Annotated in this window: 12 protein-coding genes; 3 read left to right on the plus strand and 9 right to left on the minus strand. The window is 41.6% G+C overall.

Annotation, left to right across the window (positions count from 1 at the left end):
- Nucleotides 1-31: 31 nt before the first annotated feature.
- The 4 genes from pstB to EC328_RS10530 form a co-directional block, all read right to left on the minus strand.
- Nucleotides 32-811 carry a phosphate ABC transporter ATP-binding protein PstB gene (gene pstB / locus EC328_RS10515; RefSeq protein ID WP_128426744.1) on the minus strand — a complete coding sequence of 260 codons (780 nt, stop codon included), beginning with the start codon at nucleotides 809-811 and terminating at the stop codon, nucleotides 32-34.
- Between the two features lie 14 nt (nucleotides 812-825).
- Complete coding sequence (pstA, locus tag EC328_RS10520) at nucleotides 826-1,704, minus strand: phosphate ABC transporter permease PstA (protein WP_128426745.1); 879 nt, start codon at nucleotides 1,702-1,704, stop codon at nucleotides 826-828.
- Nucleotides 1,704-2,624: a phosphate ABC transporter permease subunit PstC gene (gene pstC / locus EC328_RS10525; RefSeq protein ID WP_128426746.1), complete on the minus strand. Its 921-nt coding sequence runs from the start codon at nucleotides 2,622-2,624 to the stop codon at nucleotides 1,704-1,706. Before pstC ends, pstA begins: the two co-directional genes overlap by 1 nt.
- Nucleotides 2,625-2,703: 79 nt before the next feature.
- On the minus strand, nucleotides 2,704-3,729 hold the full coding sequence (locus EC328_RS10530; RefSeq protein WP_128426747.1) for a PstS family phosphate ABC transporter substrate-binding protein: 1,026 nt from the start codon (nucleotides 3,727-3,729) through the stop codon (nucleotides 2,704-2,706).
- 176 nt (nucleotides 3,730-3,905) lie between these two features.
- On the opposite strand from EC328_RS10530, the gene EC328_RS10535 reads away from it, so the two are divergent.
- Nucleotides 3,906-4,682 carry an ABC transporter ATP-binding protein gene (locus EC328_RS10535; protein ID WP_128426748.1) on the plus strand — a complete coding sequence of 259 codons (777 nt, stop codon included), beginning with the start codon at nucleotides 3,906-3,908 and terminating at the stop codon, nucleotides 4,680-4,682.
- A gap of 11 nt (nucleotides 4,683-4,693) precedes the next feature.
- Here EC328_RS10535 and EC328_RS10540 read toward each other — a convergent pair whose 3' ends face one another.
- The 4 genes from EC328_RS10540 to EC328_RS10555 form a co-directional block, all read right to left on the minus strand.
- A complete protein-coding gene (locus tag EC328_RS10540; RefSeq protein ID WP_128426749.1) occupies nucleotides 4,694-5,539 on the minus strand; it encodes a DUF6544 family protein in 846 nt (281 codons plus the stop codon).
- A 55-nt stretch (nucleotides 5,540-5,594) separates the two neighbouring features.
- Nucleotides 5,595-8,708, minus strand: a complete 3,114-nt coding sequence (locus tag EC328_RS10545; protein ID WP_164906107.1) for an HD domain-containing phosphohydrolase — start codon at nucleotides 8,706-8,708, stop codon at nucleotides 5,595-5,597.
- A 159-nt stretch (nucleotides 8,709-8,867) separates the two neighbouring features.
- Nucleotides 8,868-12,245 (minus strand): UvrD-helicase domain-containing protein, encoded by a 3,378-nt coding sequence (locus EC328_RS10550; protein WP_128426751.1) that lies wholly within the window; start codon nucleotides 12,243-12,245, stop codon nucleotides 8,868-8,870.
- Nucleotides 12,236-15,019: a PD-(D/E)XK nuclease family protein gene (locus EC328_RS10555; RefSeq protein ID WP_128426752.1), complete on the minus strand. Its 2,784-nt coding sequence runs from the start codon at nucleotides 15,017-15,019 to the stop codon at nucleotides 12,236-12,238. Before EC328_RS10555 ends, EC328_RS10550 begins: the two co-directional genes overlap by 10 nt.
- 200 nt (nucleotides 15,020-15,219) lie before the next feature.
- Here EC328_RS10555 and EC328_RS10560 point away from each other — a divergent pair, with 200 nt between their 5' ends.
- Entirely contained in the window at nucleotides 15,220-16,803 is a 1,584-nt protein-coding gene (locus tag EC328_RS10560) for an alkaline phosphatase (RefSeq protein ID WP_128426753.1), read from the plus strand.
- 71 nt (nucleotides 16,804-16,874) lie between these two features.
- The gene (locus EC328_RS10565) at nucleotides 16,875-18,008 is read left to right on the plus strand and encodes a YibE/F family protein (protein WP_128426754.1); all 1,134 of its coding nucleotides are present in this window, start codon (nucleotides 16,875-16,877) and stop codon (nucleotides 18,006-18,008) included.
- 39 nt (nucleotides 18,009-18,047) lie between these two features.
- On the opposite strand, the gene EC328_RS10570 is transcribed toward EC328_RS10565, so the two are convergent.
- On the minus strand, nucleotides 18,048-19,355 hold the full coding sequence (locus EC328_RS10570) for a CHAD domain-containing protein (protein WP_128426755.1): 1,308 nt from the start codon (nucleotides 19,353-19,355) through the stop codon (nucleotides 18,048-18,050).
- Nucleotides 19,356-19,387 lie beyond the last annotated feature (32 nt).

Consider the following 19,387-nt stretch of genomic DNA (forward strand, 5'->3'; position numbering starts at 1 on the left):
AGCCCTCTGATGTGACCTCAGGGGGCTTTTCTTAACCAAATCTGCCAGTGATGTAATCCTCTGTCCTCTTATCGGAAGGATTACTGAAGATCACATTCGTCCTGTCGTATTCTATCAATTCCCCATTTAAGAAAAAAGCTGTTCTGTCAGAAATACGGGCTGCTTGCTGCATATTATGAGTTACTATTATTACAGTGTAATCTTTCTTAAGATCCTCCATCAGCTCCTCAATCTTCAGAGTAGCAAGTGGATCCAATGCTGAAGTAGGCTCGTCCATAAGGATGACCTCAGGATTGACCGCTAAGCTTCTTGCTATACAGATTCGCTGCTGCTGACCTCCTGACAGGCCGTAAGCATTGTCGTTCAACCTGTCTTTAACCTCATCCCATATTGCAGCGCCTCTAAGGCTCTGCTCTGCGATCTCCATCAGGATCTTCTTATCCTTTATCCCATGAATTTTGGGTCCATAGACTACATTCTCATAAATTGACTTAGGAAATGGATTTGGTTTCTGGAAAACCATTCCTACCCTTGTTCTTAGTTCCTCTACTCTTAGAGTTGGGTCAAAAATATCTCTGCCATGATATATTATTTTTCCTGTCGTCTTAACGCCCGGTACATTTTCAATCATCCTGTTCAGCGTTTTGATAAATGTTGATTTACCGCAGCCAGATGGTCCAATTATCGCAGCTATTTCGTTTTTATTGACCTTCATATTAATATCTATAAGGGCCTGCTTATCCCCATACCAAAGATTTAACCCTCGAATGTCATATACATATCCATTATTTGCTTGGTTTAGTTCATTCATCTCTTTTCCCCCTGCTAAAATTGCTTTTGAAATTTATTCCTAATAATTATTGCAGCTGAATTAAGGATGAACAAGGTCACCAGAAGGACCACAATGGTTGCAGCCGCAAGATATGCGTACTCAGGTGTCAGTACCGTATCCAGTGTCCAGTAGTATATCTGGATTGGCAAGGTTGTAAAATCTGACATTATACTCGTTGGTATTTTCAATAACAGTGTTGGAATACCTAATACAACAAGGGGAGCAGTTTCTCCTATTGCCCTTGAGATCCCAAGTATAGCACCGGTCAATATCCCCGGGATTGCTACTGGCAATACTACTCTCCAAATGGTGGTCCATTTACCGGCACCCATGCCATAGGAGGCCTCTCTTAAAAATCCAGGCACGGCCTTTAGAGCCTCCTGGGAAGCTACTACGACAATAGGCAGGACGAGAAGAGACATTGTCAAACCACCTGCCAATATGCTCGAACCGAGCCCCAAAGCTCTTGAAAAAACCGTTAATCCCAAAAGTCCAAATATTACTGATGGTACACTCGCAAGGTTTGATATGTTTATCTTTATTATCCTTTGCATTTTACTGTCCTTGGTGTACTCCTCAAGGTATATTGCAGTTGAAACACCAAGCAACAAGGTTACAGGTATAATAATAAGCATCATGTATACCGTACCGATAATTACTCCCTTTATTCCGGCTTTTTCTGGATTAATCGACAGTTTGCTGGTAAGAAACTGAATATCCAGCCATCCTATGCTGTCTCTAAAAATCTGGTAAAGGAGTATCCCCAGTACAACGACTGCAGATAGGGTCATTATTGAAAAAACTATTTTAAGATTATTGTTCAGCCGGACTCTTTTTTCTATTTTATTACTGTCGACTTTGATCTTATTCATCAGTATTCCTCCCTGTACTTCCTGGATATATACTGTGCGCCAAGATTCATTATCAAGGTAAAAATAAATAGAATAAGTCCTACTGCATAAAGGCTATAATAACCAACCGTACCACTACCAGCGTCTCCGCTGGTAAACTCTACGATATATGCAGTCATGGTCTGCATGGATTGAGTTATGTCAAATGTAAAGTTTTTTGAGCTGCCGCTGGCTATGGTTACTATCATTGTTTCTCCTATGGCTCTGGATACCGCAAGAACTATGGATGCCATAATTCCTGATATGGAGGCGGGGATAATAACCTTCCATGTTGTCTCAAGCTTGGTTGAACCAAGCCCTAAAGCTCCGTCCTTCATTATTCCCGGGACTGAATTCATTGCGTCCTCAGATAGTGATGCGACCATCGGGATGATCATTACACCCATGACTATTCCAGGACTCAATGCATTTTTTGCCCCTAGTGAAGGAATCAGCTTCATCAGCAATGGAGTTACAAATGAATAAGCGAAAAAACCGTAAACTATAGTCGGTATCCCTGCCAAAACCTCAAGTACTGGCTTAAGAACCTTTCTGACTGCCGTGGATGCAAACTGACTAAGATATATCGCCGCAGCCATACCTATTGGAACGGCTACCAGCATAGCTATTACAGTAGTCATAAGAGTCCCATTTAATAAGGGAAGCATTCCGAACTTTGGATTCTTGGACAAAGGGCTGAGTTCAGTACTGAATATTTCTCCTAAAGGTACTGCTGCAAAAAACTTGGCAGCATCAAAAATCAAGGTGTACACTATACCAAAGGTAGTTGCAACTGATATCAGCGCCATAGCCAAAAAAACCATAGGCATTATCTTGTCTGATCTATACTTTTTATTTCTTATATTAGTCTGGATAATCTCCCTGACATTCTTACTTTCCATTGCTTTTCTCTCCCAAGCATTCTATTTGAAACATGTCGGAATGAGAGGCTGTTGCCCCTCATTCCCAGGTTTTCTTTCTTTATTTCATAGCCTCAAGCTGTGAGTAGTATTCTGCGTATGTTGCTGCTGGCAGTGGGGCAAATCCATTATCTCCCGCAAGTCTTGCAGCTCCTTCTGGTGATACGACATACATAGCGTAGTCAAGGACTTCAGGTTTTTCCTTTGCATACTGGAGGTTGAGGTATGTGTAAACCAGTCTTGTAAATCCAGCGTATGGAAGATCTTCACCTATGGTTTCAAGTGATGGTGCAACTGGTCCATTGCCAAAGTCTACTTTTACAGCTGTCAATTTATCAGTGTTTGTCGCATAGTAGCCATAACCAAAGAATGCGATCGCGTTTTTATCCTTTGAAACAAGGTCTACAAGCGTTGAGTATTCTTGTTGAAGGTTTGCTGTTTTAACAAGGTCCTGCTCATCAAGTATCACTTCATAGAAAAACTCAAAAGTACCGTGGTTTTCATTTGGGCCGTAGAAGTTTATCTGCTCTTTTGGCCAGTCAGCTCTGATATCAGACCACATTACCTTGTCCTCAGCATTATATGAGCCCGAGATATACATTTTCACGATTTCTTCTGCAGTCATTTCAGTTGCCCAGGTGTTGTCTTTATTGATTACCATGGTTAAGCCGTCATATGCAAGCTTGATTTCCATAATATCGTCGCCAAACTTAAGTCCATTTTCTTCAAGCTGTGCGATCTCTTCATCCTTGATCTTTCTTGAAGCATCTGAGAAGTCAGTTTCCCCAGGTATGAACTTTTTGAATCCTGCACTTGAACCTGCTCTACCTACCTGAACACTTACTCCAGGCTGAACGTTTGTCATGTACTCTTCTGCGATGTTTGCCATAAGTGGGTATACAGTTCCTGATCCATCAATTATAACTGTTCCCTCAAGCTCTTCAACTGCAGGAGCTTCTGCTGGTGTTTCTGCTGGTGTTTCTGCTGGTGTTTCTGCAGGTGCTGGCTCTGGGCTTGCACAAGCAGCTAATGAAAAAGTTAATACAAGAGCCATTAATGTCAAAATTATTTTCTTAGAAATTTTCAATTCTTCTTCCTCCTTAGTTTTCTTTTAACTCACATGCTAATAATAACAAGGCATCATTAAGAATTCATGATGTCAATGTTAAGGTTATGTAAAATCGATTAATAAATATTTGATCAATTATTAGAATAAACTGATATAATGGTAAAAATGTTCATTTTAGGAAAGGCGGATCAGGAATGATATTAGACATAAAAAACGTATCAATCAGAAGAGATTCTAAATACATACTCAGGGATATCAGCTGGAGTATTGAAGATGGCCAGCATTGGGTCGTTCTTGGCCTTAATGGTTCAGGTAAAACAACACTTTTAAATATGATAAATGGATATATCTTTCCTTCCAGTGGTGAGGTAACAGTACTTGGAAAGCCATTTGGAAAGTATGATCTCAGAGAGCTTAGGAAATCAATAGGCTGGGTGAGTACTGCATTGCAGGAAAGATTATATGGGAATGAAAGAGCAATCGATATAGTAGTAAGCGGTCGGTATGCATCTATAGGACTTTTCAATGTACCTTCTGATGAAGACAAGGAAACTGCTCTTGAAAAGCTTGAACTTCTGGATGCTGAAGCTTTCTCAGGCAGATTTTATGGAACTCTATCACAGGGTGAAAAACAGAAAATCCTAATAGCAAGAGGGCTTATGTCTGATCCAAAGCTTCTGATACTTGACGAACCCTGTACAGGGCTTGATATATTTTCGAGGGAACAGTTGCTAAAAACCGTTGATGAATTAAGCAAAATCGACTATGCTCCTACTTTGGTATATGTCACGCATCAAATCGATGAAATCCTTCCTTCCTTTAGCCATTCTCTGCTAATGAGAAGGGGTGAGATCCATTCTCAGGGATCTACAGCTGATATGCTGACTACAGAGAACCTATCTGATTTCTTTGAAACTGATATTGAATGCAAAAAAGCTAATGACAGGTATGCCATCAGCTTTCAGCTCTGATTTATGTTGTTTTATTTATATTCTGCCTTGGTTACCTCGACCTTAAACCAGGTATGATCCCCTTTAGGCAGTAACCAGGTCACATGTACCTCTCTGGGTATCCTGATTCCATTGAACTCGATAGTATTCCCCGACACCCCTATACACTCATATAGGGGTGCCTTTTCTGAAGTTTCCTTATATCTCATGGCACTGCACTTAATTACATTACCTTCTTCATCAAACCAAAACCTTGCTTCGCCTGATATTCCACGATTGCTGATGACTACTTTTGCAGAACCATCGTCGAGCTGTGTCCACCTCATGTTCGGATTTAATGCTGCGTATGGATACCAAGGCAGCTCCAGCAGGTATCTTTGAAAGGAAGACTGGTTGATTTTGTGTCCACCTTCTTCGTTGGCTACCTTAACAAGGTTTAAAAGTCTCATTTGAAGTGCTCCGGATCCGTCAAGATAATGATTTCTTCCATGTACGTAAATACCGGGAAAAAGCTCAGCCCGCACCGTCCACACAAATGAAGGATTTTCTATACCTATATGATGTTTTGCAGAGGCAAAAATCCATTTCTCCTTCTCGGGGTCCAGTCTTATATACCCCTTTTCCTCGAGCACCGCTAATCTTGGCATATTACTGCCTACGACACCACTGACTCTCATCCATTTCTTCACAGCCTCCGGAAGATGATCAATATCCTTCTCTCTGATCTGTCCCTTTTTAACTTCTCCCTGGAACTCATAAAGTGCTTTCAGATCATTCTTGACACTCTTTTTAAATCCCCGTGAGCCAATCCATATAACAGTCATTGCAATTAGAAGCAGAACACCAACTACATAAATAAAATCGAATAATACATTCATCAGGTTCCCTCCTAATCTGCAATATCCTCTACCAATATTTCCCGGTATGATCCAATTAGAAATCCAGCCCGAGAACTCTCCTGACAAATATGCCAACAATTTCAGAATCAAATTGAGTTCCAGAGCACCTAAGAAGCTCCTTAGCCGCTTCCTCCCTAGTTCTTGGTGCCTGATATGACCTTTTTGAAGTCATTGCTTCATATGCATCAGCGACTGCTATTATCCTTGAAACAAGGGGTATGTCTTCTCCTTTTAGTCCTTCAGGGTAGCCCGTTCCGTCGATCCTTTCATGGTGATACAATACATAGTTTGCCAGCGAGGCATACTCGTCGACTGACTTGAGGATCTGATATCCAGTCTCAGGATGCTTCTTGATCATCTCATATTCCTCTGGAGTAAGTCTCCCAGGTTTATTCAGAATCTCAGGAGGAACTGTGATCTTGCCAATGTCATGAAGTATTGCCGATGTCTTTATTTTCTCTATCTCAGCATCTGGGAAGTCCATCTCACGAGCAATGGCGGCACAATATTGTGACACTCTCTCTGTATGGATCTGCTCTTTGTCATACTTAAGATTGATATTCTTAAGTACTATCTCTATGGTCTGACTCCTCATTAGTCTTCCATATTTAAGCTTATCCTTGTACATATTGTTGTCTGCCAAGGTCATGATAGCGCTAATATCTTCTTCTTTTTTTGTCTTTGTGGCATACCCCACAGCAAGGGAAACTATCACTGAGTCCAGCTTAACTTCCCGCGAGGCTTCCTCTATACGAATTTTGATGCTTTCTGCCATACTTTGATCTGTCCTTGGAAGGAGCACCATAAACTCGTCCCCTCCCATCCTTCCTATTATGTCATCCTCCCGGCAGACCCGCTTAAGCATACTGGCTACGTTCATTAGGAGATTGTCTCCCATCCTGTGCCCAAAGGCGTCATTTGTCAGCTTCAGCCCATTTACGTCTATTGCGAGTATAGTAAATGGAAGGTTTCTTGATGAATCAAGCCTTCTTATTGAGTCCTCCATATATCTCCTGTTGTATAATCCTGTAAGATGATCGTGGAAGCTTAGATATTCTATTTCCTTCAGCTTCTCTCTTTTCTCGGTATAATCTCTGAATACAATAACTACACCTGTAATCGTACCGTCCTCACTTCTGATCGGAGCAGCACTGTCCTCGATAGGCACCCTTCTGCCGTCCTTGGAAATAAGGACCGTATGATTGGCAAGTTCAATTATCTCCATACTCTCAAGAACCCGCTCCACAGGGTTCCCGCTTAACTCTCCTGTGTGTTCGTTGATGATGTGGAATACCTTGTCAAATCGTTTCCCCTTTGCCTCCTCCTGTGTCCATCCAGTAAGCATTTCCGCTACCGGATTCATTACCTCCACCCTGCCTTTGTTATCTGTGGATATTACGCCATCCCCCACGGATAGCAGGGTAGTCCTGTATTGCTCCTTATCGTTGTATATCTGCCTTTGAAGCTTGAGCTTCTCAGTGATATCATTAAAGGTTACAACTCCGCCAATGATTTCTCCGTTTTCAATCTGAGGATAGCTGAAATATTCCACATCAAAGCTCGTATTGTCTCTTCGCCAGAAAACCTCATCATCTACCCTTACGCCCTTTCCCTGCTTCATACCAAGCAGTATCTTGCATGTCTCGGGCCACATTGGCATTCCATCTCTGCGGCTGTGATGTATCATACCATGCATGTTTTTTCCTAAAAGCTCCTCAGGAGACGAGTAACCCAAAAGAGAAAGTGCACTTTTGTTAATGAATGTACAGTTCCCGTCCTTGTCTATTCCATATATGCCCTCAGCTGCAGAGTCCAGGATCAGCTGGAGGCTGTCCTTGCTTTCGCGAAGCTCACTGTTTACCTTTCTTATGCCGTCAGTTCTGTCAGTTACCTCTTCCTCAAGGTTGTTGACCAGTGTATAGATCCTTTCCGCCATTTCGTTATAGGATTCTGCTATTCTTCCGATCTCATCGTTTCGACTGGCTTTTATCCGCCTCTTAAGATCTCCCTCTGAAAATCTTTTATTAGCCTCCAGGATCTCGTCGATGGGTGAGAATAATTTCTTTGAAATTACAATAAAAACAAATATCGAGGCTATCAAAGATAAAAGCCCGATTTTTATGCTGTCGTCAACTGCTTCCATAAGGGTGTTGCCCAATAGACTTTCCGGTACGGCAGTAATAACAAGCCAATCGATCCCTGGTCGGCTAAATTCCTCGTACTTGCTGAAGAGCTTCTCCTTTCCCCGGTAACCTGACACAAGATCGGAATTTCCTTTCAGATATTCCTGGTAGGTTTTCCATGCAACTCTGTTCTCTGTATATGAAAGATGAAGCCTTCCAAAAGAGCTGTCCAGGCCTATGGCGTAATTATCCTCACCTAAGGAGTTTGCTACCAGATTTCCTGTATCCTTCTCCACTATTAGTGCATACGAGCCGGCAGGTACAGCTATCTCTTCCAGCGCTTCGTTAAGACCCGATAACAGCAAATGGACACCAAAAACACCCTCTATGACTCCATTTTCATTTTTAACAGGAGCTGCAGCAGAGACTGTCAAGTCATCCACCACAAAATGCTTATAAATTGGTGAGAATGTAAACTCATTCGCGTTTTTAGCTGTTTTATACCATTCTCTGGTCCTTGGGTCAAATCGACCCGCATCCTTTACAAGGTCACCGATAACACCTTCCTCGTCAACAGAGAAATACCAGGAATTACCTCCAGTCTCCTCATTGTTTCTTATTATCTCAATTTTGTCGTTCTCGTTTTTCCTGGCTCCATAATACTCTCCAAGCTCTGAACCAAAGCTGACACTGTATACGTTGCCTTTGTGAGTATTTAGTATATTCAAAAAAAACATATCTCTTTGAGCCTCATCACTGAGATCGACAACACCTTTCTCAACCAGGCCTGAATTGACCTCGATAATGTGTTCAGGCTCGTTAAGATACTGATCGATCTGATGGATTATCTGAATGTTCAAATCATCAGCTATTCTTTTAATAACCGTATTATTTGAGCTGCTCCACCTGTTATAGATCAGGTAGCCGATCCCTCCCACAGTAACTGCTACGCTGACTATGAAGGAGATAAGTATGATCGTTTTTATTGATATACCACTAAAAAATCTATTTTGGTTGTTCTTCATACTATAACCCTTTCGTAATTTAGGTTTTTTCTTTCCAAAACGCTGTAAAATGAACATTTCTAATTAATTATAGCATTGGGTTCAGACATTATCAACTCTCTATATGTTCGAAGATTCTGATTTGGTTCCTTGTTTACGATGCTTTAGTTATCAGCTGAATTATTGACTGACATCGACAACTCTGTCCAGTGACGTAAGATAGAGATATGATCCAAGTACTCTCTTGCCCAGGTTGTCTGCCAAAAATTCTCTGTAGAGGTCTATTTGAGGCTTATATGTTTCTATCATGTGACCTATGAATTCCTCCCCATCATCTGTGTGCGGAACATTGGTTTTATAATCCATCAGATATACTCCCTCCTCCGTATAAGCGAGAAGGTCGATAATGCCAGTAATATACTCCGGCTCTTCCCCAGTTTGTCTTACAAGATCGAAACGGAGCTCCGGAATAAGCTTGGCTGACGATGTAATCCTTGCAATATCATGATTGGATATAAAGCTTCTCAGTATATTAGTGATAGCTCTCCTATAACCGCTGAAGTCTTCAACTTCCCTCAACTCATCTATAGCTATGTCTATCAACTTGGACTCGATATCAAGGTTTATGCTCTTATCAGATACCGATACATAGGTAAAATAAAGCTCAAAAACCCTGTGGATAAGCGTACCCCAATTCTCTCCTGAAGGAATCTCCATGGTTCCGCGTCCAGCCTCATAACCCCGTTCAATTCCCCGAAATTCCTTAAGCTTACTCGGTCTTATCTCAAGGTAGCTTTGCTTTGCTGATATCCTTGTCAATGAAGCCCTCTTATGATTAAGTCTTTTCTTCCTTTCCTCGACTTTATCATACTTAAGTGGGTATAGTTCCCCTGCTCCGATATATTCTACTGGGAAATCAACAGGTATTTCCTTGGAAGGAAATTCCTTGTATCTCCTCCAGTTATTCTTGCTCCAGGCACTAATTATTAACGCATTGATCGGCCTTGTTGTTGCAACATAGTGGAGCCTCAAGGCTTCAGCCTTAAGGTTTTTTTCCTCATCTGGCTCAACCTTGAGCCAGTTTCTGCTATATCCAAGCACCCCATTTCCCTTTGAGAGCTTAATGTCCACAATTTTCCCCTTGTCGGAATTCCTTATCGCTAAAGAAGCAGAATGGCTGTAATCAATGCCTCCAGTGGCAAGTATTACTATCGGGGCTTCCAGACCCTTAGCTTTATGAAGATTCATTATTCTTACATAACCAAAATCTCCATTGGTACCTCTGTCCTCCAGCATCATCTCTCTGTCTGTATCAATATCCTTTAGAAGTGTCAACTCTTCAGCAGCCATTTGAAAGCTTGCCAGGTTTTTTGTGGAAAGCTTTTCTATTAAAAAGTGGAGGGTACCCGCCACGGACCTTACAAGTATCTCGTTATACCTGCCAAGGTACAATCTTTCATACTCATCCAGCAGTCTTCTCATGAATGCTATTGGGCTCAGGGAATCCTTTAATAAAGCAAGCTCTCTAATGCTTTGCATTGCTTCTCTCAGTGGGAATGGCACATCCTCAGGGTTTTCCATTTCCAAAAATGAGGTCAGCTCAATAGTCATTACATCCCCGTTATTCTCTACTCTTTTCCACTCCTCAAGGTTCTTCAGCCCATAACAATTGATGAGAACATTGCAGAGCATCGATTCATTCCCTGGATCTGCAAGATACTCAGCCATGTCTATAAAGTTAGCTATCTCATCAATATTTCCAAGCTTTAGCTTACCTGCATAGGATACAGGTATATTCGTATCCTTAAGAGCTGAGATATAGTCCATCATTCCCTTTGTGTTGTAGAGTAGTATTAGAAAGTCTCCATATTGTATCGGTCTGGTCTCCATTGTCCCGGTTGAAACGTCAAAGGTCTGCAATAAATAATTCTCCACTACAAGCTTTTTTATAAGACCTGATACCCAAACAGCTTCACTTCTTCTGTATTCATCAACTCTTTCCAGAGGTCCGGCAAGGAATGAATATACTCCCTTAATTATTTTTTCGCCGTGAGAATCAGAGTCGATTCTTTGAGCATCCATTCCATAGAAAGATGCTTGCCACGATGCAGGATCATTAAACAGGAATCGTGAAGCTCCAAACCCGCTATCCACAAGCTCGTCCTTGCTTCCCTCCGGAAGCTTGAAAACATTCTCGACCCAGTGGACAATCCCTGATTGCGTCCTGAAATTTTTCTTAAGGACGACCACCTCACATCCAGGAGCTGCCTCGAAAATTGTCTTCACTTTGTTGTATTGTGTAATATCTGCTCCCCTGAATCTGTAAATAGACTGCTTTGGATCTCCGACAATAAACGTGGAGCCAGGGATTAGCTTTCTTTCACTCCAGGAGGCACCTTCATCGGAGTCGTCACCATTTAAGTAGAACATTATTTCCGACTGGATGGAATCAGTATCCTGGTATTCATCAATATACAAGCACTTGTACCTTTCTCTGGTCCGCTCTCTTGCCTCCTTGGAATCTCTTAGTAAATTCCTTGTGAGTATTAGCAGATCGTCAAAACTCACAGCCATTATCTCCCTCTTATACCGGGTGTATTCCTTGATTGCAGGGTAGACTATGGACATGATCACATCATACGTATAAATATAGTAGGATTCACATAGTGTTTTCATACCTTCAAAATCAAGTCCTTCAAGCACACCAAGACACAGGCCTTTCTTTGCATAGCTCTTAGAGAAGATGGTCCCCTCTGCATCATATTTTGATAAAAGGGCTTTAGCCAGTGCAACAGCTCCCTTCCCGGTTTGATTCCTGTAATATGGAATGAAAGCCTTTCTCTCAGGAGAGTTTAGCACCTTATCCATCGGCTCACCAAACTTTGTCTCAAGCTCTCCATCCGGACCATAATGAAAAATCTCAGTCAGTGGATTTAACATCTCCATAAGCTCCAGATATGGTGGATCATCTTCCCAGGCCTTTGGATCGAACTCTATGATTGAATACTCATGCCTTGAAATCGTGTCGAAGACGGCTTTGGCTTCCTCGGTCGATATACCGAGCTCATCCATCCTGCTCATCATTCCTGATAGTCCCGCCTGATTCTCCAAAATGTATCTCTGCCATACGAGTTCTCTGACCTGTGCATCCTCATCCTGATCTATAACCTTATAATCAAGGCCCAATCCTGCCTCAAACGCATTACTCCTCAACAACTCCTGACAAAATGAATGGATGGTCCCAACGAACTGATCATCAATTGAAAGCTTTGCTCTATCCAGCAGTTGTATCTTCTCCTTAGATGTTTCATTTTCAATCCTTTTTCTGATTCCGGATGAGATCCTCAGCTTCAGCTCATTGGCCGCCTTCTCAGTAAAGGTTATCGCTGCAATATCCTCAAGCTTCAACGGAGCTCCATCCTTTGATGGCGCAGTGATCTGGTTTAGTATTCTGTCTATGACCAGTGTTGTCTTCCCTGCACCTGCACCAGCTTCGACCATGAAATTGGTATTAAAATCCGTCAGGATTCTTTCCCTTAGAGATACTTCTACATCCATGACTCGTCACCTCCATTGATGTGTGGTCTGCAATGCAGATAAAAACTGCAATAGGTACAATGCTTTGAATCCTCTGCCCTCCTGAAGCATCCCCTGGAAACATCTTCAATGGCAGCAAGGATTATCCTTGCCTTTTCATTGGTAAGAGCATCAAGCTTGGCTCCATCCATAGCCCAATAAATACCCTCTGCTTCCTCAAGAGGAAATTCGTATCTGGCTTCCTTTACCTCCCTGCCCCTATATATCTCCCGTGCGGCCAGGGTATACAAGTAATCCTGCAGCTTCTCCCTGTTGGCAGAGTTGTCTTCAAAAGGCTTGCCGGATTTATAATCAACTATTGTTATTGTGCCATCACGGTTTATATCGACCCTGTCTATTATCCCCCTCAAAATTATTGTCCTGCTGCGTTTTTCTTCCTCATTCAAAAACATGATTTCCACAGGAACAATGAAATCCTTCTCTGTTTCGGATGATAATACTTCTCCTGAGGTTATCATTGAAAGATAGTATCTTCCATATCTTAAGGCAGCCCGCTGGAATGTTTTAAGCATGATATCATAATGATGTCTGACTACGCAGGGTACTCGTTTATCCATTTCCCTGAACTCTTCGTTACAGATTCTCTCGATCATCAAATCAGGCTGTTCAGATCCCTTTGTCTCACTTACGACTCTTTCAAGGATTGAATGGAGCAATGAACCCCTGTCGGCAGGATTGAGCCAGCCTATGTGCCCTGGGACCTCCTCAGTATCTTCTGGTATGTCAAGAACATATTTGTAGTAGAACATCCTTCTGCATTTAGCCATCATTTCTATCTGAGAGGCTGAGAATATATGGCCGGAAATGAAATCCTTCACCGTTCCTGTGGCCTTATTGCCTATATCTTCTCCCTTATGGAGAAGCTCCGATGGATCGAGCATCAGATCCTCCATGGGAGTCAGTGCACTCTCAATCGATCCCGGCAGGAATGAATACTCTGATTTGGGAACGCCATCTCTTCCAAGCATTTCCTGTATAAATGAGGATGGATTTGTCTCCTTTACCTTGACGGTATCATAATAACTGTATATGAAATTTACCTCGCCTTTAAAGCCCCCGAGGACCTCAAGAAGCTTGTATGTGGAATCGGTCTTTCTCTGTTCCAATACCAGATCCTTGCTTAGCCCTTTTCTGTCGACATCACTCAGGATAGTTGATTCTGACCTCCTCTCAGGGAAATGTCCGGCATCAAGCCCCACCACAAACACATATGGCCTGGAGATCAGCATGGTGTTTGAAAATCTTGCAGCATGCAGCTTCCCCGGTTCCGGTGTTGAAAGGTCTTTACTTGAACCTTTAAGTCTTTGCTGTAGCTCATAGAGCCACTTTGCGCTGACGCTTCTGTAGCTGCAGGGCCCCTCCAGGTACCTTTCTATAGTATTTCTAATTGCCTCGAGGGCTCTTTTGTCCTTACCACCCTCCTCTTTATCATCCTCCGGAGTTGAAGCATATTTGACCATAATATCCAACAATGATTTTAACCACTCATCCGTTCCGGAGCTAATATCCTCCAACCTTGCCAGATCTTCAACGAAGTGCATAAGTCCCTTGCCTATGGCTATTGACTTAAGATACTTGTCTTTTGAAGGTCCCTCGATCATCTTCCTGGAGATTTCATCGCAGTCTCTGACATGTGAGTCAAGCTTATTCAGAAGCCTTACAGCCCCGCTGTGCACTCTTAGTGCTCTAATATATTCATATAGCTTAGAATCAGCAACCCTTTCACCCTTGTAGTCAAGGATCTCGAGTCTCAGGACAGCTGAATGAAAAATTGGCTTAATATCCTCTGTAATGAATCCCTTGGCTGCATACCAAATCAACTGGGAGACAAGGTAGAAAGGCTTGGTGTCCTCAAGTTTCAGTCCTTCCTGGATAGTAACAGGAATACCGTAATAATCCGCAGCATTTCTTATATAGTCAACATATTCGCCCCCAGTGTAGAGAACCATACATTGGTCAAACCGGAGCCCTCTTAAGAGTATATCTCTAAATATCCCGTTTATCTCGTTTGATTGCCCGTATGCCCTGGTTATCCTAAGATTATTTGGTGTTCTTCCGTCGCAAAAGGTGTTTATAAGATAGCCATTGTCCACTACCACATTCTCACTGAGATAGGTGTAATTTGATGGCCTTTGGATGCAGCCTGGTTTTGGAAGGCCGATAAGCCTGAAATCACCTCTGCATAAATTCTCAAAAAATGACTTCTCCAAAGGTAACCATGTAACATTGTCGAATACTAAATGTATGGAATTTGGAGCTGGAACAGCAGGCAGCTTCAGAAGGTCAGCCTCGTCAACCATTTTTAGGCGCGTCAGGGCAGCATGATACTGCCTGAATATTCTTGCAAATTCCTCTGCCTTTATCCTTCCTCGCAGAGCATAATTATCGTAGCTGATCCCTGTTTTCTTTAGCTCATGGATCGTTGCCAGAACTTCAGTGTATGTATTAAGTGAAATTACTTCTCTTTTAAAGTATTGGAATTCTGATTTTTCATCATTCATGATTGACTCGATCAGGTACAGAGAATCCTCCCTGTCAATCAGCTCCAGTTTCTTCTCATTTAAAGCCCGCTCTGTCAGTTGGGAAATATACTGACCAAGTGTCATGATATAAGTGTTTAAGAGGATCCCATACTTATCTGTCAGGTATCTTCTCGCGTGGTAGCTGTTGGAGGTTTTATCCACCAAGACTATTTTTCTAAGATTCATATCTAAAAAAAGTGGTTTCAGTTCCATTAGTATCCCTCCCGATTACTTAAATGATACCATATTCCAGTGCAGAATGTTGAAAAATGAGGTTATTGAGTTAAATCAAAATAATAAATGCCAATTTTACATAACGTTAACTCTTTCATTACTTTACCTTAATATGGATTTAACATTAATGTTCTAAATTGATATTGTCCGAACAAAATAAATAATAATAGGAGGTTGTAATGTTGAAAAAACTGTTGTCATCAGTACTAATTCTGGCAATGATCATCACCTTTACGGCAGGCTGCACAGCAACACCACAGGCAAACAGTGCACTTGTTCAAACTGCAGCAGTAGCAGGCACACTTGTTACACAAAGAGCTCCCAAGTACATATTTATGTTCATTGGTGATGGGATGTCTGCAGTACAGGTAAATTCAGCTCAAATTTTCGGCGGAAACAACGAACACAATAACATGTCTCTTGATGAGATGAACTTCCAGGAATTTGAAGCAGTTGGATATCAAACCACTCACGATGCAACATCCTTTGCACCTGATTCTGCTTCCACAGCAACTGCCCTTTCATCTGGTTTTAAAACCTGGAGTGGAACATTAGGCCTTAAGCCAGTTGGAGTTGTATCAGGAAACAAACCTGTAAATGTTGACCCGGATGATGTTCCAATGACCATTGCAGAGAGATTAAAGAAGGAAAAAGGCATGAAGATAGGTATCATTTCCACTGTTACGATCAATCATGCAACACCTGCAGCATATTACGCGCATGTTCCCTCAAGAAATGACTACTATGACATAGCTATGCAAATGGCAGATTCTGGCTTTGACTACTTTGGTGGCGGAACAATAAGCCAGCCAACTGGTAAGGATAATGATAAACCGGATGCTTATGGTATTCTTAAGGAGAAAGGCTATAATATAGTAAATACCAAGGAGGATATCCTTGCACTGAACAATAAGTCAGGTAAGGTTTATGCGGTAACACCAAAGGTTCAGGATGGAGGAGCAATGCCTTATGCTATCGACACAGAGGCTGGAGATCTGACACTGGCAGATTTCGTTGAGAAGGGCATAGATGTTTTATACAATACTAATAAAGGCTTCTTTATGATGACTGAGTCAGGGAAAATTGACTGGGCAGGGCATGCCAACGATGCAATGGCAAACATCGGGGATGTTATAGCGTTTGAGGATGCAATTCAAGTAGCTATCGACTTTGCAAAAAAACATCCAAAGGATACCCTGATAATCGTTACTGGAGATCATGAAACAGGTGGAATGACTATTGGCCAGGCAACCACAGGGTATGATACTGCCTTTGATATACTAAAAAACCAAAAAATGTCTTATGTTGAATTCGATAAATTGATTGGTGATATGATAAAAAAAGATACTGATGTGTTCACTTTTGATGAAGTCATGCCTGTAATAACAGAAAACTTTGGTTTGGTTAATTTAGTCGACGGAGATATCAATGATAAGAAGGCTGAAAAATCAACCTATATGACTCTAGAGCTTTCAGACTATGAAGTGTCAAGACTTGAGGATGCATTGGAAGAAACTCTGAAGGAAGGATCCACTGAAAAGAGTTTTGAAGAAACCTCGCTGATATACGGCGGATATACTCCGCTATCTGTTACATTGACTCATATTCTTAACAGTAAGGCTGGTATTGGTTGGACTTCATATTCTCACACCGGAGTTCCTGTACCGGTTTATGCTACTGGTGTCAATGCCCATCTGTTCAATGGTGCTTATGACAATACTGAAATTTACGATAAGCTCGTGCAAATAACAAAATTAAAGTAACCAAACAAAACATACTATACTGTCAAGGCTGGATGGTTATCCAGCCTTGATTTATATAAAGGGGCTATAAAATGGTAATATTTAAGAGGAAAGAAGTTATATTTATAGCTGTTCTGCTAATAGTATTGTTCCTTCTGGCGCTTCTCCCCACAGGATTCCAAAAGCAGGAATACAAATATACTGAAGGTGTTAAAGCCAGGGTTATCTCAGTTAATGATGCCGGGATATATACCTCAGGAATATTCAAGATGGGCGATCAGAGTGCTCAGATTGAAATATTGTCAGGCACAAGAAGAGGTGAGCTCGTTCAGGCAAACAACATGCTGACTGGTAGATTATCAGAGGACAAAATATTCCAGGCTGGCGACACGGCATGGGTTCTAATTGGATTCGATGAGTCAGGCAATATCAACTTTGCAAATATGATCGATCATTTCAGGGTAGACAAGGAGATTTTACTTGTGGTTGTATTTGCATTAGTATTAATTTTATTCTCGGGCTATACAGGCATACGAACTCTGCTTTCATTCGCCTTTGCCATTCTCAGTATTTGGAAAATTTTGATTCCCTCCATGCTAAACGGTGCTAATCCTCTTCTTACTGCGCTATTAATTGGTAATGTACTTACAATAGTGACCCTGCTTCTTGTGGCAGGATTTTCAAAAAAAGCCTATGCTGCAATCATTAGCTCAGTTACAAGCTCACTTGCAACTTGCCTTTTAGCAATATTTTTTGGGAATATATTCAACATACATGGAGCTGTGATGGAAGGATCCGAATCCCTTTTGTATTCCGGATTTCTCGGGCTGGACCTGACTTCTATCTTTCAGGCAGGTATATATCTTGCAAGCTCTGGAGCAATACTTGATTTAGCGATCGATATATCCTCAGCCCTTGAAGAAATAGTCATTTATCAGCCCAAAATTACTAGGAAAGCTCTTTTGTTGTCAGGCATCAACATTGGCAGATCAGTTGTAGGTAGTCAGACTACAACGCTTCTTTTAGCTTACATGGGCAGCTACATAACCATCATGATGGTTTATATGGCCCAAGGGACACCGCTTATGAACATACTTAACTCCAAGCCGATTGCTGCGGAAATACTCCACACATTTGTTGGGTGTATCGGCCTGGTCCTTGTTTCTCCCTTGACGTCCTTTGTAAGTGCAATAATGTTTGAGGATAAAATAAAGAGGATTGCATAAACCATCCTGGTCTTGCAATCCTCTTAAATAATTGAAATCCTACTTCTCTGAATGCCTCTCCACCAACATTTGTTTTTCAAATTCCTGATACCCCAGCAGATACCCCTTCTCAAACTCCAGACTATCTCGGTCTTCAAAGGAATTGAGGTTTCTGATCAGTGATACGTTATTGAGTATATCACAAAGCTTTCCAAGGTCATTCTGCTTATCCTTTAGCTTGGATGCACTCCATTTTTTGTGGTTACTGAAGTACTTGATCCTGACCTGAACATATCGCGCCTTTTTTATAAGAAGACGTAAAGCGTGGATTTCACTCAATTCATTCATGTCGATCGTTTTTAATCCATTATCTATTGCCCTAATCCATTCCTCATACTTGTTTACAGCATTCCTTGACAGCCTTGAATCATCATTTGGTTCCTCGCTCCAGCCAGAGATCCACTCTGAAATATCCTTGAGGCCATATAACATTTCTTTGCCAGAAATATACTCCCTTACAGATAGCCTTTCATTTTCCCTCTCATCCCATAACACCCTGGAAAGAGCAGATTCCTGTTGGATGTATTGGTTTGACTTTCTAAGAGCTTCCCATTGGTCAATGACTACGTCAAGCTCCCTCAAATAAGAAAATTTTCTTGCCATTACTGACAGCTTGTCCTGGTAAATCCGGTAGTCTTCTGAATTCAGATAACCTTTAATCATTGAAAAAATTGATTTAAGGTGTCTTATTCTTACTCTGATCTGGTGTATGAACTCCATATCATCGGTGGCGTCATCCTGTGAGATCAACATTTCCTCAAGGTCTGAGATAATCTCATGCAAAATCGCCTTGATTTCTGATACCTTAAGCTCAGGTTTTGACTTTTCATTAAGCTCTGTCTTACTTGGCCTTGGCTTCTGAGTCCACTTCAGTGTTGCTGAAAGCGGCTCGACCTGAATTACTTCATAGCCAGCCATCATCCCTTTCCTGAAGTTTAGTTCATCCTCTGAAAATTTCCTGCTCCACTTACTCAAGTAAGGCTCGTGACCGACTACAAATAATTGTGTATTATCAGGAACTGATTTTAACTGCTTAGTAAATGACTTAAAGTCTCCATTCCAAAGGAAGTCAAAATGATTTACCTCACTTATTTCGAGGTCGTCAGCGATCAATCTTGCAGTTTGGTCAGCTCTTGCTGCCGGGCTTGACCAGATAATTATATTTTCCTTTTCCTGCAGCCACTTCTTTATAACCGGCATTGATCTTTTAATGTCCTCTATGCCCCTGTCGACCAGGCTTCTATTAATATCCTCAGATGCTTTTCTCAACCCTTCAGCTTTACCGTGCCTGACTAAAATAATTTCCATTGGCTTACCTCCGTTTTACCCATGTTTCTCCT

Origin of the sequence: Gudongella oleilytica (assembly GCF_004101785.1) — a bacterium.
Taxonomy (GTDB): domain Bacteria; phylum Bacillota; class Clostridia; order Tissierellales; family Tissierellaceae; genus Gudongella; species Gudongella oleilytica.

Coding starts and splice junctions, on each gene's coding strand:
- pstB (WP_128426744.1), bottom strand. CDS start 811: ATGAATGAACTAAACCAAGCAAATAATGGATATGTATATGACATTCGA.
- pstA (WP_128426745.1), bottom strand. CDS start 1,704: ATGAATAAGATCAAAGTCGACAGTAATAAAATAGAAAAAAGAGTCCGG.
- pstC (WP_128426746.1), bottom strand. CDS start 2,624: ATGGAAAGTAAGAATGTCAGGGAGATTATCCAGACTAATATAAGAAAT.
- EC328_RS10535 (WP_128426748.1), top strand. CDS start 3,906: ATGATATTAGACATAAAAAACGTATCAATCAGAAGAGATTCTAAATAC.
- EC328_RS10540 (WP_128426749.1), bottom strand. CDS start 5,539: ATGAATGTATTATTCGATTTTATTTATGTAGTTGGTGTTCTGCTTCTA.
- EC328_RS10545 (WP_164906107.1), bottom strand. CDS start 8,708: ATGAAGAACAACCAAAATAGATTTTTTAGTGGTATATCAATAAAAACG.
- EC328_RS10550 (WP_128426751.1), bottom strand. CDS start 12,245: ATGGATGTAGAAGTATCTCTAAGGGAAAGAATCCTGACGGATTTTAAT.
- EC328_RS10555 (WP_128426752.1), bottom strand. CDS start 15,019: ATGGAACTGAAACCACTTTTTTTAGATATGAATCTTAGAAAAATAGTC.
- EC328_RS10560 (WP_128426753.1), top strand. CDS start 15,220: ATGTTGAAAAAACTGTTGTCATCAGTACTAATTCTGGCAATGATCATC.
- EC328_RS10565 (WP_128426754.1), top strand. CDS start 16,875: ATGGTAATATTTAAGAGGAAAGAAGTTATATTTATAGCTGTTCTGCTA.
- EC328_RS10570 (WP_128426755.1), bottom strand. CDS start 19,355: ATGGAAATTATTTTAGTCAGGCACGGTAAAGCTGAAGGGTTGAGAAAA.